At 69.1% G+C, this 15,077-nt stretch carries 11 protein-coding genes; 3 read left to right on the forward strand and 8 right to left on the reverse strand.

Features of this window, described 5'->3' with window-relative positions; genetic code table 11:
* Positions 1-2,127, reverse strand: a complete 2,127-nt coding sequence (locus ACG01O_RS14270; RefSeq protein ID WP_394385666.1) for an FUSC family protein — start codon at positions 2,125-2,127, stop codon at positions 1-3.
* Positions 2,124-4,541, reverse strand: coding sequence for a tetratricopeptide repeat protein (locus ACG01O_RS14275; protein WP_394385667.1), 2,418 nt, complete (start codon positions 4,539-4,541; stop codon positions 2,124-2,126). The genes ACG01O_RS14270 and ACG01O_RS14275 overlap by 4 nt, the downstream gene beginning before the upstream one ends.
* A 159-nt stretch (positions 4,542-4,700) precedes the next feature.
* On the opposite strand from ACG01O_RS14275, the gene ACG01O_RS14280 reads away from it, so the two are divergent.
* Complete coding sequence (locus ACG01O_RS14280; protein ID WP_394385668.1) at positions 4,701-5,546, forward strand: TIGR02285 family protein; 846 nt, start codon at positions 4,701-4,703, stop codon at positions 5,544-5,546.
* Here ACG01O_RS14280 and ACG01O_RS14285 read toward each other — a convergent pair whose 3' ends face one another.
* The 3 genes from ACG01O_RS14285 to ACG01O_RS14295 are packed head-to-tail and all read right to left on the reverse strand — an operon-like array spanning position 5,547 to position 9,419.
* A complete protein-coding gene (locus tag ACG01O_RS14285; RefSeq protein ID WP_394385669.1) occupies positions 5,547-7,235 on the reverse strand; it encodes a DUF885 domain-containing protein in 1,689 nt (562 codons plus the stop codon). It abuts the gene before it with no gap.
* Positions 7,232-8,179 carry a glutathione synthase gene (gshB, locus tag ACG01O_RS14290; RefSeq protein WP_394385670.1) on the reverse strand — a complete coding sequence of 316 codons (948 nt, stop codon included), beginning with the start codon at positions 8,177-8,179 and terminating at the stop codon, positions 7,232-7,234. Before gshB ends, ACG01O_RS14285 begins: the two co-directional genes overlap by 4 nt.
* A 52-nt stretch (positions 8,180-8,231) precedes the next feature.
* Entirely contained in the window at positions 8,232-9,419 is a 1,188-nt protein-coding gene (locus ACG01O_RS14295) for a benzoate/H(+) symporter BenE family transporter (protein WP_394385671.1), read from the reverse strand.
* A 43-nt stretch (positions 9,420-9,462) separates the two neighbouring features.
* On the opposite strand from ACG01O_RS14295, the gene ACG01O_RS14300 reads away from it, so the two are divergent.
* Positions 9,463-10,230 (forward strand): class II glutamine amidotransferase, encoded by a 768-nt coding sequence (locus ACG01O_RS14300; RefSeq protein ID WP_394385672.1) that lies wholly within the window; start codon positions 9,463-9,465, stop codon positions 10,228-10,230.
* Here the strand turns inward: ACG01O_RS14300 and ACG01O_RS14305 are convergent.
* Positions 10,212-11,579 (reverse strand): APC family permease, encoded by a 1,368-nt coding sequence (locus ACG01O_RS14305; protein WP_394385673.1) that lies wholly within the window; start codon positions 11,577-11,579, stop codon positions 10,212-10,214. The two genes, ACG01O_RS14300 and ACG01O_RS14305, sit on opposite strands and share 19 nt — an antisense overlap.
* A 152-nt stretch (positions 11,580-11,731) precedes the next feature.
* Between ACG01O_RS14305 and ACG01O_RS14310 the strand changes: the two genes are divergently transcribed.
* A complete protein-coding gene (locus ACG01O_RS14310) occupies positions 11,732-12,367 on the forward strand; it encodes an NAD(P)H-dependent oxidoreductase (RefSeq protein ID WP_394385674.1) in 636 nt (211 codons plus the stop codon).
* 319 nt (positions 12,368-12,686) lie between these two features.
* Here the strand turns inward: ACG01O_RS14310 and ACG01O_RS14315 are convergent, their stop codons facing one another.
* Both ACG01O_RS14315 and ACG01O_RS14320 read right to left on the reverse strand, forming a co-directional pair.
* On the reverse strand, positions 12,687-13,892 hold the full coding sequence (locus ACG01O_RS14315; RefSeq protein WP_394385675.1) for a DUF6575 domain-containing protein: 1,206 nt from the start codon (positions 13,890-13,892) through the stop codon (positions 12,687-12,689).
* Between the two features lie 841 nt (positions 13,893-14,733).
* On the reverse strand, positions 14,734-14,964 hold the full coding sequence (locus tag ACG01O_RS14320; protein WP_394386357.1) for a hypothetical protein: 231 nt from the start codon (positions 14,962-14,964) through the stop codon (positions 14,734-14,736).
* Positions 14,965-15,077: the final 113 nt, after the last annotated feature.

A 15,077-nucleotide genomic window follows, 5' to 3' on the forward strand; every position in this document is an offset into this window, starting at 1 on the left:
TCATGAATAGGCTCCTGCAGGGGGTTGAAGTTGGTGAAGGGCGGTGTCCAGCGCCTGCGCCTCCTGGCGGCACAGCCGCAGGCGGCGCAGCAGCCAGGGGGTCAGGTCGTGCTGGCCCAGGTGCTGGGGCCAGGCCCCGGCGTCGGCGTCGGGCGGCTCGAGGGGTTCGGGCGCGGCCCGCTCGGGGTGGGTGAGGTGGGCCACGCAGGCGTCGCGGGCCTGGGTCAGCGCGGCCTCTGCCGCGGCGCTGTCCAGGCGCTCGGTGCGGCGGCGCACCTGCTGCTGCACCGCGCCCAGCAAGGCCATCAGGCGGTAGCCGTGCGCCAGCACCGACTCGATCTCGGCCTCCGGCAGGCGCACGCTCTCCGGCTCGACCCGCGTGCGTTGCGCGGCGGCGGCCAGCGCTGCGAGCGCGGTGTAGGCCTGCTGGCGGCTCAGGCGCTGGGCGAGCTGCGCCTCGGCATCGGGCAGCCAGCGCAGCATGTTCACCGCATGCCGGGCCAGCGCCGTGCGCAGCTGGGCCGCCAGCCGGGGCACGGCCGCCCGCTCCCACGAGGGCAGCACGAAGCTGAACAGCCACGCCAGGCCCGCGCCCATCACCGTGTCGGCCAGGCGCTCGACGATGGCGGGGTCGCTGCCCGGCGCCAGCATCAGCGGTTGCAGCAGCGCCATCAGGGTGGCGGCGGTGGCGGCCACGCGGTAGCGGCGGTTCACGTAGGCATGGGCGGTGCCCACCGCGGCAATGAAGCACAGCGCCAGCAGCGGCGACCAGGTCAGGTGCGCCAGCAGCAGCACCAGCAGGCAGCCCTGCACGGTGCCGATGATCCGCTCGTTGCGGCGCGACAGCGTCTGCTCCAGGTTGCCGCGCAGCACCACGGCCACGCTCAGCATCAGCCAGAACGGATGGGCCGACCACGGCAGCATCGCACCCAGCGCGTAGGCCAGCGACAGCGCCAGCGCCGAGCGCAGCGCGTGCCGCATGACGCCCGATTGCAGCGTCAGGTGCGGCTTGAGCGCGGCCAGCGGCCAGCCCTCGGGCGAGACGAACGGCGCCAGCCGCTCCAGCGTCCACGGGGTGTCGGGGTCGTCCGGCCCGGCCTGGCGCGCCACCATGGCGGCCACATCGCCCAGCATGTGGCCCAGGCGCGACTGCAGCGCCGAAACCAGATGGGTGCGCGTGTCGCCCGGCGGTGCGCTCACCTCGGCCAGCCGCGCGGCCAGTTGCTGCGCCCAGGCCTCGGCCGACACCTCGGGCAGTGGCGCGCCATAGGCCACGGCATTGGCCAGGGCCGCCAGCACATCGGCCAGGTGGCGCAAGGTGTCGGCCAGCGCGGCGCGCCACTGGCGGCCGGGGAAGTCCTGGCCCAACAGCTCAGTGTCCAGCCGGCTGGCCAGCAGCAGGTCGCGCAGCTCGATCAGGCCCAGCAGCAGGTCGGTCTGCCGGCGGCTGCGCGGGGAGCGGCGCGCGGCGAACACCTGGTCGCGCGCGGCCTGCAGCGCATCGGCCAGCAGCACGTCGTCAGCAATAGACGCGCGGATGCGGGCTTCGTCAGCACTCACGGCCAGCGCAATGCGCTGCGCGCGGGAGCGCACCCGCTGCTCGGTGGCCCGCAGCGCCTGCGCCAAGGCCAGCTCACGCAGCCGGTGGCGCAGCACCACGGCCGCGCCGCGCGCCCACAGCGCGTACACGCAGCCGCCCAGCCCCACCCACGCCGCATGGGCCCAGGGCGAGGCCGCACCGGCGGTGCGGTCCCAGGCCATGCCGAACACCAGGGCCAGCACCGGCGCAAAGCTCAGCGGCCCAGCGCGCAGGCCCCAGGCCAGCGTCATCAACGACAGAAAGGCCACCCCCGCCACCAAGGCCACGGTGGCCAGCAGCGAGCCATCGGCCAGCCCCACCCCCAGCGTCACCAAGGCCGCCGCCAGCGCCGCCGGCAGCACGCGCGGCCACACCCGCTGCGGCGGGTTGGGCACATCGGTCAGGCTGGCGCACACCGCACCGCCCACGGCGGCCAGCCCGGCGGTTTCGCCGAACAGCGCGCCCACCACCGCGTGCGTGGCCGCCACGCCCAAGGCCACACTCAGGCCATTGAGGTGGGCGGCTTCCCAGCGCTTGAGCAGCTTCACGGCAGCAGCATCTCCATCACGCGGCGCTCGCTGGCGGGCAGTTCATGCACCGAGAACCAGCCCGACTTCTCCGGCCGGTACACGTACTTCGGCGCAGCCCCACGGGCGATGCGCTCGCGCACCGGGGCCACGACGGCATCGGCTTCCGTCGGCCGGCCCAGCGCCCGCAGCGCTGCCGCCTGCACGATGGCGGCGAGGTCGCTCCACGGGCCGGCCTGCAGCGCGGCATTGGCCTGCATCAGCGCGGGCTCGGGCTGGCCATCCGCCAGCAGCGCCCAGGCTTGCAGGGCCCCGGTGTCGGGGTCCCGCGGGTCCAGCAGCAGGGCGGCGCGCACCTGCTCGTGCGCCGCGGCGGTGCGGCCGGCGCGCAGCAGGTCCAGCGCGTAGTCGCGCCGCAGCGGCAGCAGCCCGGTGCGCAGGCGCAGCACGGCCTCGTACTGCGCAAAGGCTTCGTCCCAACGGCCGGCCAGGGCCAGCGTGGCGGCGCGCCCCCACAGCGCCTCGGGCTGGTCGCCCTGGTAGGCCAGCACCGCGTCATACGCGGCCAGGGCCTGGGGCACCTGGCCCAGGCGGCGGTGGTGGTCGGCCACGGCCAGGTCCGCGCGGAAGCGGTCTTCACCCGTCAACGCTGCCGCGGCAAGCGCCAGCGCGGGCAGCACCTCGGTGGCCAGCGGTCGGCCGGCGTGCCAGCGCGCATCGGCTGCGCCCACATGCAGGGCGCCGCTGCGCGGGTGTGCGGCCAGCGCACGGGTGGCCACGGGCTCCACCGCGGCGGCGTCGCCCTCGATGGCCAGCAGGTTCAGCTGCGCCGTGAGTGCGCGCTCGTCGGCCGGCGCCAGGGCCAGCGCCCGCGCCAGCAGCGGGCGGGCCTGGGCCAGCTGGCCGTCTTCCAGCTTCTGGTTGCCGGCATTCACCAGCGCCACCGGCAGGCTGGCCCGGGTGTCGCGCTGCGCGAAGAAGCGCTGCACCAGCGCGCGCAGGGCGGGGTCCAACTGAATCAAGCGCTCGCGCACGATCTCACGGCCGTCGTAGGCATCGCGGCGGGGCGACGCCTCGGCGTTGGCGCCCTCGGCAAAGTACTCCCACACCGACCCGCCGGCGTAGCGCGACAGGAAGCCACTGCGGGTTTTCGCGTCACGCGCCTTGGCCTGTTGGTACAGCGCCTCGATGCTGCGGCTCTGGTCCGCCGTCAGCACGCCGTGCACCTGGTGCGTCAGCTCGTGCAGCACGGTGTTGTATTTGTCGAAGATGCTGCGCTCCACGTCTTCGATGCCGGTCACGGTGAAGTGGCCGCCCATGCCGCGCACGTCGTCCCACAGGCGGGAGTCGTAGTCGATGCGCGCGTCCTTCAGCGCATGGGCCTGCGGCGTTTCCGACAGGCGCATCCACATCGGTTTGATGAAGTGCGTGGCGCCGCCCTCCACCAGCACCGGAATGAAGGCCTTCCACGGCGCGACCGACAAGGCCACGCGCTTTTGGTGGCGGGGCGAGAGGTCCTTCCAGTTCAGCACGTAGCGCTCGATGCCCGGCACCTTGGGCATGGGCGTGGCGGCAAAGCGGCGCTCGTAGGCGGCGCGGTGCACATCCACCGCGAAGCGCTGCGACTCCAGCGCCTTGGCCGCAATCGCGTGCGCCCGGCCCAGCTGCGGGCAGCGCTTCAACACGGCCAGGCTGATCTGCAGCGCGGTGTCGAACTCGCCGCGCTCGAAGGCATCCGACGCGCGCCGCACCTCGGCCAGCAGCGGCGGCAAGGCGTCGCCCAGGCGGGCGGCCAGCTGCGTGTAGTTCTCGCGGGCGTAGCCGTTGCCCAGCAGGTAGTGCGCGGCCTCGTGGTGGGGGTTGATCGCCACGGCGAGTTCAGCCGCGACGATGGCGTCTTCGGTGCGGCCCAGGCGAATCAACGTGTCCGCCAGCGAGCTCAGCCCATCGGCCGTGGGCTCGGCAGCCTGGCTGGCTTCCAGCTGCTTCAGCGACGCGTCGAACTCGCGCAGCTGGTAGTGCCGCACCCCCAGGCCGCGCAGGGCCTGCGCGCGCTCCAGCGGCTGCGTGGCGCGGGCCAGGGCGTGCTCGAAGCAGGCACGGGCGCGGTCGAAGTCGCGCCGGTCCAGCGCCAGGCGGCCGGCGGCCAGCAGGTCCACGGGGGCCGCGTTCGGGTCGCTCAGCACTTGGCGGGTGCGGCGGTCCACGGCGGCGCCGTCGTCTTGCGCAAACCACCACTGGTACAGCACGGCGCGCTGGGCGGCGTCGGGCTGCGGCAGGCGCGCCAGCGCGGCCAGGTCCACCTGCGCGGTGGCGTACTGCTGCGCGGTCAACAGTTGCTGCAGCGCCGCGGTGTCGCGCAAGGCCCAGGCCGCGCCCGCGGGCGACAAGGACAGACCAACGGCAAGGGCAAGCGCCCCGAGGCGAACGGGCATGCAAACGGCTCCAGAAATCGACCCGGCATGCTAGGCCCTAAACCCCCGGTCGGCGGTGAAGCCCGGCGGGCGGCGAGGTGTTCGCCGTACGATGGCGGCGCTGTGTTTGATGTGTGTTTTGTTCCTGCCCAAGCCGGGGTCGCCCGGGGTGTTCGCCGTGTGCTGGCTGCCAGCGCGGTGGCGTTGGGCGTGGCAGGCGCGCTGGGCTGCCAGCCGACCCAGGCCCAGGCCGAGCCCGAGGTGCAGTGGCTGCTGTACGAACTGCCGCCGCTCTACATCACCCAAGGCCCGCAGCAGGGCCAGGGCGTGCTGGACCGCCTGCTACGCGAGGTGCTGCTGCCCCGCCTGCCGGGCTGGCAGCACCAGGTGGTGCCCGTGCCCCCGAAGCGCCTGGAAGCCAGCCTGCAGCACCTGCCCAATGGCTGCGCGCTGGGCCTGATGAAAAACGCCGAGCGCGAAAGCTACCTGACCTTCTCGCGGCCCTTTCCCGTCGACTCGGCGGCGGGCTTGCTGGTGCGGCGCAGCGCCCTGCCCCGCTGGCAGGGGCTGCTGGATGAGCAGGGCCGGTTGTCGCTGGCCGGCTGGCTGCAGCGCGCAGACACCCGCTTCGGCCGGGCCGAGGGCCGCGCCTACGGGCCGGCGGTGGACGCCGTGCTGGCGGCCCAGGCGGCCGGGCGCTTCGAGCGGGTGACCACGCAGAACCCCGCGCTCAACCTGATGGGCATGCTGCAACGCGGCCGCATCGACGGCGTGCTCTTGCTGCCGTTCGAGCTGGGGCCCCTGACCCGCGAGCTGGGGCTGGACACGTCCGAGCTGCAGCTGCTGCCGCTGCAGGAGCAAGGCCCCACGCGCGAGGGCCACGTGGCCTGCAGCCGCACGCCGCTGGGGGCCGAGGTGGTGAAGCAGGCCGATGCTGTGATCACCAGCGCCGCGTTCCGCCAGGCGCTGCAGGGTGGGCCCACGGCCCGCGGCCGCCACCGGCCGCGCAGCGACCCGGCGCCCTGATCAGCGCAGCATGTCGGCGGCAATCAGCCGCACCGGCGCGCTGCCGTAGCTCAGGAACCGCTCATGGAAGGCCTTGAGCGCAAAGCCGGGTCGGGCCTTGAGCTGCTCGCGCAGCGCAAAGATCTCGCTGTAGCCGCTGAAATAGCTCGTCAGCTGCACCGAAGTCAGCTGCACGCGGCGCCACTTCTCCTGGGGTTCACGCGGGGTTTGGAAGGCCTGGCGCACCAGCAGGTCCAGCGCGTCTTTCTCCTGCATGCCCAGCACGTGCACGCTGTAGTCCAGCACCGTGTTGGTGACCGAGCGCAGGTGCCACTTGCCCCACATCAGCGTCATCTCGGGCGAGGCGCCGTAGCCGCTTTCGATCATCACGCGCTCGCCGTACACCGCCCAGCCTTCCACCATGGCGCCGTTGCCGAACAGCGCCTTGACCTTGCTGGGCACGCGGTTGGCATGCACCAGCTGCGTGTAGTGCCCGGGGATGGCCTCGTGGATGTTCAGGATCTGCAGGATCCAGTGGTTGTATTCGCGCAGCGTGCTTTCGGCCTCGGCGGCTGACAGGTCGGTGAGCGGGGTGACGTTGTAGTAGGTGTTGTCTTGCGGGCGGTAGGGCCCGGGCGCGTCGATGCTGGCGCCGGCCACGCCGCGTTGGTACTCCGGCGTCTCGCGCACCTGCAGGGGTTTGCTGGCGTCCTGGCTGAGCAGGTCGTGCTCGCGCACCCAGGCTTCCAGCTGCGGGATCTGCGCCCGAATCTCGTCCACGAAGCGCTCGCGGGCCACATGCCGCTGGCTGAGCTTGTCGATGACGCGGCCGATGAGGGCGAAGCGGTCGGTGGGCAGCGGCTCGGCACCCATCACCGTGGGCCACAGCGCGGTGGCCTGGGCCTGCATGCTGGTCAGCACCTCTTCGCGGCGGGCCAGGGCCAGCTCGTAGGTCTCGCGCGCGCTGCGGGCGGACTGGATGTCGTGCTGGAACTTGGGCTCGTACAGCGCAGCCCCCAGGCGGAAGCTGCGCACCGGCTTGAGCTTCTTCAGGTGGGCCACGTAGCCGTTCACTGCGCGCCGCGCAGCGGCCAGCGGCGCCTTGAACGCGGCCGCCTGACCGGCCTCGGCGGCGCGCTTGGCCATGTCGTCCAGCACGCTCAGCACGCCGGGCGCCTGCTGAATGGCCAGCGCCACGTGCTCGCCCGACACGCCGGCCAGGCTCGACTGCGCCGCCCGGTAGAACGCCGGCAGCGCGGCCACACGCGGCAACAGCGCCTGCACACGGAACAGCAGCGGCGCGTACTCGGTGTTGAGCAGCAGGTCCAGCGACGCCGCCGGGTTGTGCTCGGCAGGGTTCCACTGCCACTCGCGCAAGGTGTCCAGGCGCCACAAGTCGGCGCGCAGCTTGGCGATCAGGATGGCCCGATCCATGCGCTCGCTGACCGACAGCGAGGCCTCGGGCACCGCCTCGAAGCGCTGCAGCCAGTCGCTGAAAAACGCTTTCGCGCGCTGGCGCTGCGCGGCGCTGGGCAGCGTCACACGGTTCGCCATCTCGAAGCGGCCGGCGGCCACAGCGGCATCGGGATCGAGCCCCCAGAGGCCTTCCAAAAAGGTCTCGGTCAACGGCGCGAACGGCAGGGCTTGCGCCCCGGCGGGCCAAGCCAGCGGCGCCAGGCTGAGGGCCGAGAAACTGCGGCGGCTGATCATGCGAGCGACTCTTCCAGCGCGTCGATGTACATCTGGGCCACATCGAACCCGGTCTGGTCGGTGATCTCCTGGAAGCAGGTCGGGCTGGTGACGTTGATCTCGGTGACGTTCTCGCCGATCACATCCAGGCCCACCAGCAGCAGGCCGCGCGCGGCCAGGATGGGGCCGAGGTATTCGGCAATCTCGCGGTCCCGCGCGGTGAGCGGGCGGGCCACGCCCTTGCCGCCGGCCGCGAGGTTGCCGCGCACCTCGCCGCCTTGCGGAATGCGCGCCAGGCAGTGCGGCACGGGCTTACCGCCGATGATGAGGATGCGCTTGTCGCCCTCGGCAATGGCGGGAATGAAGCGCTGCACCATCACGGTCTGCGCGCCGTCCTTGTTCAGCGTCTCGATGATGGCGCCGAGGTTCAGGCCGTCGTCCTTCACACGGAAGATGCCCATGCCGCCCATGCCGTCCAGGGGCTTCAAGATGATGTCGCGGTGCTCGGCGTGGAAGGCGCGGATTTCGGCCGCGCTGCGCGTGACCAGCGTGGGCGAGATGAACTGCGGGAACTCCAGGATCGCTAGCTTCTCGGGGTGCTCGCGCAAGGCGCTGGGGTTGTTCAGCACGCGGGCGCCTTCGCGCTGGGCCTGGCTCAGCAGGTGGGTGGTGTAGAAGAACTCGGGGTCGAACGGCGGGTCCTTGCGCATCAGCACCGCGTCCACGTCGGCCAGGGCCACGTCAGCGGTGGCGGTCACGGTGAACCAGTCGGTGGCGTCGCCGGTGAGCGCGATCTCCACCGCGCCACGCGCCGTCACGCGGCCGCCGCGCAGCCACACCAGCTGCTGCGGCTCGCAGGCCAGGATGCGGTGGCCGCGCTTGGCGGCCTCGCGCATCATGGCGAAGGTGGAGTCTTTGTAGGTCTTGAACGAGACCAGCGGGTCGGCAACGAAAAGCAGCTTCATGATCGGCGGTGCAGGGAGTGCAGTGCAGGCCAATCAGTGTTGCACAGGGGCTTCAGCCCTGCCCGGCCTGAGGGCGGCGAAAGCCCGCCACCGCGGCGGCCACGCCGCCGGCCACCACGCCCCAGAACGCCGCGCCAATGCCGAACGCGCTGAAGCCCGACAGGCACACCAGGAAGGTGAGGATGGCTGCGTCGCGGTGGCCTTCGTCTTTCAGCGCGGTACCCAGCGCGCCGGCAATGGTGCCCAGCAGCGCCAGCCCGGCAATGGCCGCCACCAGCTCCCGCGGAAAGGCCGACAGCGCCACCGCCACCGCGCCACCCGCCACGCCCACCACCAGATAAAACACGCCGGCCGCCATGCTGGCGGTGTAGCGGCGGGCGGGGTCTTCATGCGCCTCGCGGCCCATGCAGATGGCTGCGGTGATGGCCGCCAGATTGAGCGCATAGCCGCCGAAGGGCGCCAGCAGCGTGGTGGCCGCGCCCGTCACGGCCACGCTGGCGGACACCGGCGTGCTGTAGCCGCTGGCCCGCTGCGCGGCCACGCCGGGCAGGTTCTGCGAGGCCATGGTGACGATGAACAGCGGCAGCGCCACGCCCACGGTGGCGTGCCAGCTGAACTGCGGCGACGTCCACACCGGCACGGCCCACAGGTGCGAGGTGTCCACCCCCGCCAGATGCAAGCGGCCCTGCGCCAGCGCCACGGCCACACCGGCCAGCAGCACGCCGGGCACGGCGTAGCGCGGCCACAGGCGGCGGCCGAGCAGGAAGGCCGCGGCCATGGCCAGCACCAGCTCGGGCGCGGTCTTCACGCTGCCCACGGCGTCCAGCCCGAAGCGGGCCAGCACGCCGGCCAGCAGGGCCGAGGCAATTGCCACGGGGATGCGGTCCATCAAGCGCTCGAACACGCCGCTGGCGCCGGCCCAGGCCATGAGCAGGCCGCACACGATGAAGGCCCCGATGGCCTCGGGCATGGCCAGCCCCGAGGTGGACGCCAACAGCGCCGCGCCCGGCGTGGACCACGCCACCAGCACCGGCTGGCGCGTCCACCAGCTCAGCCCAAGGCTCGTGACGCCCATGCCCAGGCCCAGGGCCCACAGCCACGAGGCGGTCTGCGCCGGCGTGGCGCCCAGGGCCACGGTGGCCTGGAAGATGATGGCGACCGAGCTGGTGTAGCCCACCAGCACCGCCACGAAGCCGGCCACCACGGTGGATGGCGAAAAATCTTGCAGCAAACGACGCATGCGGCCAGCATAGCCGCGGGGTTCATGACGACGAGGACGAGGGATGTGCCGTTTCCTGGCGTATTCGGGTGAGGGGATCTATCTGGAAGACCTGGTGTGCAAACCGCGCCACTCGCTGGTGCGGCAAAGCCTGCAGGCGGCCGAAGCCAAGGCCGTGACCAACGGCGACGGTTTCGGCATCGGCTGGTACGGCGAGCGCGAGGCGCCGGGCGTATACCGCGAGGTGATGCCCGCGTGGAGCGACGACAACCTGCTGTCGCTGTGCGCCAACGTGCGCTCACCGCTGTTCATGGCGCATGTGCGGGCAGCCACGGGCGGCGGGGTGTCGCGGCTGAACTGCCACCCGTTCGCGCTGGGGCGGTATCTGTTCATCCACAACGGTCAGGTGGGCGACTTCGCCCGCGTGCGCCGCCGGCTGGAGGCGCAGCTGCCCGACGAGCTGTTCGACGAGCGCCGCGGCTCCACCGACTCCGAGCTGCTGTTCCTGCTCATCATGGCCCGCGTGCGGGCCGGCGCCACCGTGGAAGACGCCATCTGCCAGGTGCTGCGCGACACCACCGATGAAATGCAGGAGCGCGGCGTGGAGGCCCCGCTGCGCTTCTCGGCCGCGCTGGCCGATGGCGAGCAGCTGTGGGCCATTCGCTGGGCCAGCGACTGCAAGCCGCCCAGCCTCTACCTCAAGCCCCAGCGCGGCGGCTGGGCGATTGCGTCTGAACCGCTGGGCGACGACGCCCAGGCCTGGACGGCCATCGAGCGTGGCCAGCTGGTGCACGTGCGCGGCACGGCGATTGATCAACGCGAGGTGTGCTGACACCAGCGCCCGTGCCCCCACAGCAGGGCCGCGCCCACCGCCAGCACCGCCACGCCCACCACGGCACCCGCCTTCACGTACACCACGCTGGACCACAACACATACGCACTGCTGGCCGCAAACAGCAGCGGCAGCGCCGGGTACAGCGGCACGCGCACCGGGCGCAGCGCGTGGGGCTCGCGCCGGCGCAGCACGATGACGGCCAGCGCGCTCAGCGTCATGAAGAACCAGTACACGGGTGAGAGGTAGTCCACCATCGTGGAGAAGCCGCCTCGCGTGAGGTCGCCGAAGGCCACCAGCAACAGCGCCACGCCGGCCGTGGCCAGCACCGCACCGGTGGGCGTGCCGCGGGCGTGGTTCCAGCGGGCCAGGTGCCACTCGGCGGCCAGGTCGCGCGCGGCGGCGTAGGTGGTGCGCGGGCCGGCGATCAGCAGCGCGTTCATCACCGACAGCGCGGTCAGCGTCACCACGCCCACCATCAGCAGCTCCGCCCCGCGGCCGAAGGCCACGTGCATCAGGTCGGCCGCCGGGGCCTCGCTGGCGGCCAGCCCGGCCACGCCCAGCACGCGCAGGTAGGCCCAGTTGGCCAGCAGGTACAGGCCCATCACGAGGCCCAGGCCCAGCAACAGCGCGCGCTGGATGCCGCGCTGCGGGTCGCGCAGTTCGGCGGACAAGGTGGCCGCGTCGCTCCAGCCGCCATAGGCCAGGAACACGAACACCAGCGCCAGGTGCCAGTCCGACCCCGGCGTGGCCGGCGGCGGCGTGACGGGCGGGTGGCCGGCCAGCACCTGCGCGCCCGCCCCCAGGCCCAGCAACACCAAGCCCAGCAGCACCGCCGCACTCAGCCCCAGCTGCGTGCCCAGTCCCACACGCACCCCCAGCAGGTTCAGCGCCGTGAGCACCACGATGAGCCCGGCCGCCATCAGTGCGCTGGCGTGCGGGCCGAGCCAGGGCGTCAAGTCCACCACCTGGGCGAGGTAGTCGCCAAACACAAAGCCCAGCAGCGCCATGGAGCCGGTGTGGATGACCGCGAAGCGCGACCACGCGAACAGAAAGCCCAGCCGGTGCCCATAGGCGCGGCGCAGGAAGTGGTAGTCGCCCCCGGTGTCCGGGAAGGCCGCAGCCAGCTCGGCAAAGCACAGGCCGCCCACGAGGGACAGCACACCGCCCAGCGCCCAGGCCCACAGCAGTTGTGCCGGGTCGCCCAGCGCCTGCGCGGCCAGCGGCGAGGTTTTGAAGATGCCGGCGCCAATCACCATGCCCACGCACAAGGCGCCGGCGTGGCGCACATCCAGCCGGCGTTCAGGGGTGGCGTGGCCGGGGGCGGCGGGCGCGGCAGGAGGCGTCATGGCGGGCGATGCTAGCGGCGCTACCCAAAACCCGGGCCGCTGGCTGGCGGCGCGCCACAAGGGCCAGCGCCGCACAAGGGCACCGGCCTGCCGGCCAGCAGCGCCAGGCGCCAGCGGGCACCATGGCGGGGTTTTTCGCTTCTTCCTCCGTCATGACCACCCTGATCGACAAGCTCCAGTGGCGCTACGCCACCAAGAAGATGAACCCCGCCCTGCCCCTGCCGCAGGACAAGCTGGACCGCATCCTGGAAGCCGTGCGCCTGACGGCCACCTCCAGCGGCCTGCAGCCGTACGAAGTGCTCATCGTGCAAGACCCGGCGCTGCGCCAGCAGATCCGCGAAAACGCCTGGAACCAGGCGCAGGTGACCGACGCCTCGCACCTGCTGGTGTTCGCCGCGTGGGACAACTACACGGCCGAGCGCATCAACCAGATGTTCGACCTGACGAACGACGTGCGCGGCTTCAAGAACGACGGCTGGGAGGCCTACCGCCAGCAACTGCTGGCCACCTACCCGCAGCGCAGCGCGGAAGAGAACTTCCAGCACGCCGCCCGCCAGGCCTACATCGGCCTGGGCACGGCCCTGATTGCTGCTGCCGAGGAACAGGTGGACGCCACGCCCATGGAAGGCTTCACGCCCGCCAAGGTCGACGAAATCCTGAACCTCAAGGCCCGCGGCCTGCGCTCGGTGCTGCTGCTGCCGCTGGGCTACCGCCAAGCCGACGGCGACTGGCTGGTGAACCTGAAAAAGGTACGCCGCCCGACCGAGCAGTTCGTGTCGACGATCTGAGCGCCGCGTACGACGCGCCATGAGAACAGGAAACGGCCCCGAGGGGCCGTTCTTTTTTGTTGGGCAAGCGGGGCGGCGGGATGCGGCGTGGTCTGGGGTTGGCAAGACCACAGGCTGAAGCCGCTCGACGTTGATGGATGTGCCGCTGGAGGCGATCGACGCGTTGGAGAGTTCCGTGCAACTTGAAGTGGCGCTGCGGAAGCGGAAGGTCAACGGCCAAGGCAAGCGGCGCCGGAGAGCGAAGCGCGGAGGGTACCAACACTAGCCAAAAAAATTGGCAAAGCCATGGCCAGTGTTGGCGTCCGCGTTGAACCGCCAGTTAGGTTACTTGCGCCGATTTTCGGTGCGACAAGCTAACCAATACCCAACGTATAAGCTCATCGCCGGACGTTGATTGGGTTTCCACAAGCATTCTCAACTTTGCCGAATAAAACTCGCCAATTGCAGGGTTAAGAACTTCAATGACAGCATCGTCAGCAACTTTGCCGGAATATGATTTCTCGTCATCTGCGGACTGAATTTCGTATCGAAGTGCGCGAGAGTTGAAGCCAACCAGTTTACCGTTTACAACGACCTCGTCAGCCATTTCGATATCGATTTTATCGACGATTGTGTATGCCTTTCTAACTTGCTCCTTCGTGAGCGAGAAAGTGCCGCCTCGGCCTTGCTGCACTGCCCCCCATTTGAGCTCAAGGCCAGAATCGATGTCGGACAATTCCTTTAGCAAGCGGCGGTATTTTGAAGCCACCCGCCCCTTCAGTGAGTGCAGTTTTTTGCCGAGCAAATCTTCTGAGTCTGCGGCCAGTATTACATTGCCGAACTCAGATATTGCGGCAGCAATCAAGGACTGATCAAGTAAATCGCTAAACTGAGAGGCCCTGAATTGAACGCCAAAAGACCCCTCAAATACATGGGCAACATTTATTTTTGTTTTTTCAAGTATTTCAGCGGAAATGGGGCCTCTGACAGAGGGCTGCCCAGTAGAAGACTGCCCCAGTGCGTCGAGCAATTCTTGGGTGCTAGTTAAGATTCCACCGAGTTTTCGGGATGCAATTTCGTGCTGGGCCGGCTCGGCTGGAAATATTCTGTAGTTGAATGTTTCCCGTCGAGAGGCTTGTGCCACGACACTTGGATCAATGATCGCAGAGCGACTGCTAGGCTCACTTTGGATATTGATCAGGTAGCATTCGTCCGGCAAATCATCTTCTGATATTTGTTCGGGGAGTGCGTATGAGAATTCAGCGCGCTCATTCACAAATGTTTTGACGAAGAACACGAAGCCACCTTCAGGCTCAAGTAGAGCTTGGCGAAGTGGCGTTGCGCCAGCAAGTATGGCTGATAAACGGAGGGAGCTAATTGGGAGATAGATCCAATGAAACTCATCCGCATCATCGTATGTGGAAATGCCGAAATATATTTGCCCCGTGCTGTTGATGCACGTGAATATCCGCGGGAAGTCGTAGTATTCGATAACCCGCTGCAGTTCTAGCTTGCCGAGCGGCGTGTTGATCGGAAGCTCAGTCATTTTTAGCCTCTGGCGACGCTTCCTCAATTCTCGCAAACAGCGGTGCGAGTGATGCCGGCGGAGTCGTTCTCCACCACGTCTTGTGGCCCTCACAGGTGTGAGAAGGAGTGTTTGCAATTACCCCGGCTGACCCACTTACTGACGCAACTGCAATGCGCTTTTTGCGAAGCGCCGGTACTCCTGCTCTCATTGTCTGGCAGTCTTCGATTGATCGCAATACAGACAAGCCCCTTGCCTTGCACGGGTCGTGATCCCAGTCTCCATCGGGCTTCCTTTCATAGTGCGAGAGGAAGTCGACGTCAGCGGGGGTGCGCCCGTTGATGAAGCGATACACCGTGCCAGTCAGTTCGACTGCATGTGATGGTGGGCACTGCGCCGGATAATGCGTGGGCCAGTTGTACACAAGTCCTCCCTATTTTTAGTGCGTGTTAAAAATGTACCGCGCCAATACGTTGATACACGAGAAACCTAACGTATTGCAGGGAGACAGTCGCTGCTGCATAACATCGGCGTCGGCCGTATAACAACATTGCCTACATCGATCTCCAGCCATTGATGCATCGGCGATTTCTCCCATTTTTCTGCCCCGCCCAGGGTACTAAAAAATCCGACAAAAGCGGCACGGGTTACAACTGATTTGGCGCGTTAGCCCCCCCCTCCAAGCGGCTTCGGCGGCAAAGCTGTCGCTGACTGCCTCCCACGCCTGCCCGACAACGGGCATCCGCAGGTACCGCGCAAGGAACGGCACCATCGCGGCAACGCTGCGGCGACCTTGGACCGAATCAAGCGCTTCAGCACGAACGGGCAGAGCGCCCGCCAAGCCCGCCGCGCACGCGCGCCTTCAGGGCAGGCTCAAGTCCATGCCCAGCATCCGCGCGAGCCCGAACGTGAGGGCCAGCAAGGCCAGCAGCAACACCACGAAAACGGCGCCGTACCGGGCGCCTGTACGCAGCAAAACGCGGCGGTCGGCCTGGAGCTTTTCGCGGTCGTAGTGCCACTTGATGGCGAAGTACATGCCCGTGACGAAAACCAGACCTTTGAAGGTTGCGAACGCGATGAGAACCCAATCCACGGGAGCCGCCTGACAGTGACCGAACGGCGGCCATCTTGACCGCAATCACGCGCGGGCGGCAGTGGACGTTTTGACTCAGGGGGCTCAAGGCACCCACCCGGCGCGCCATAAAA

The organism is Pelomonas baiyunensis, from assembly GCF_043555935.1.
GTDB lineage: Bacteria > Pseudomonadota > Gammaproteobacteria > Burkholderiales > Burkholderiaceae_C > Pelomonas > Pelomonas baiyunensis.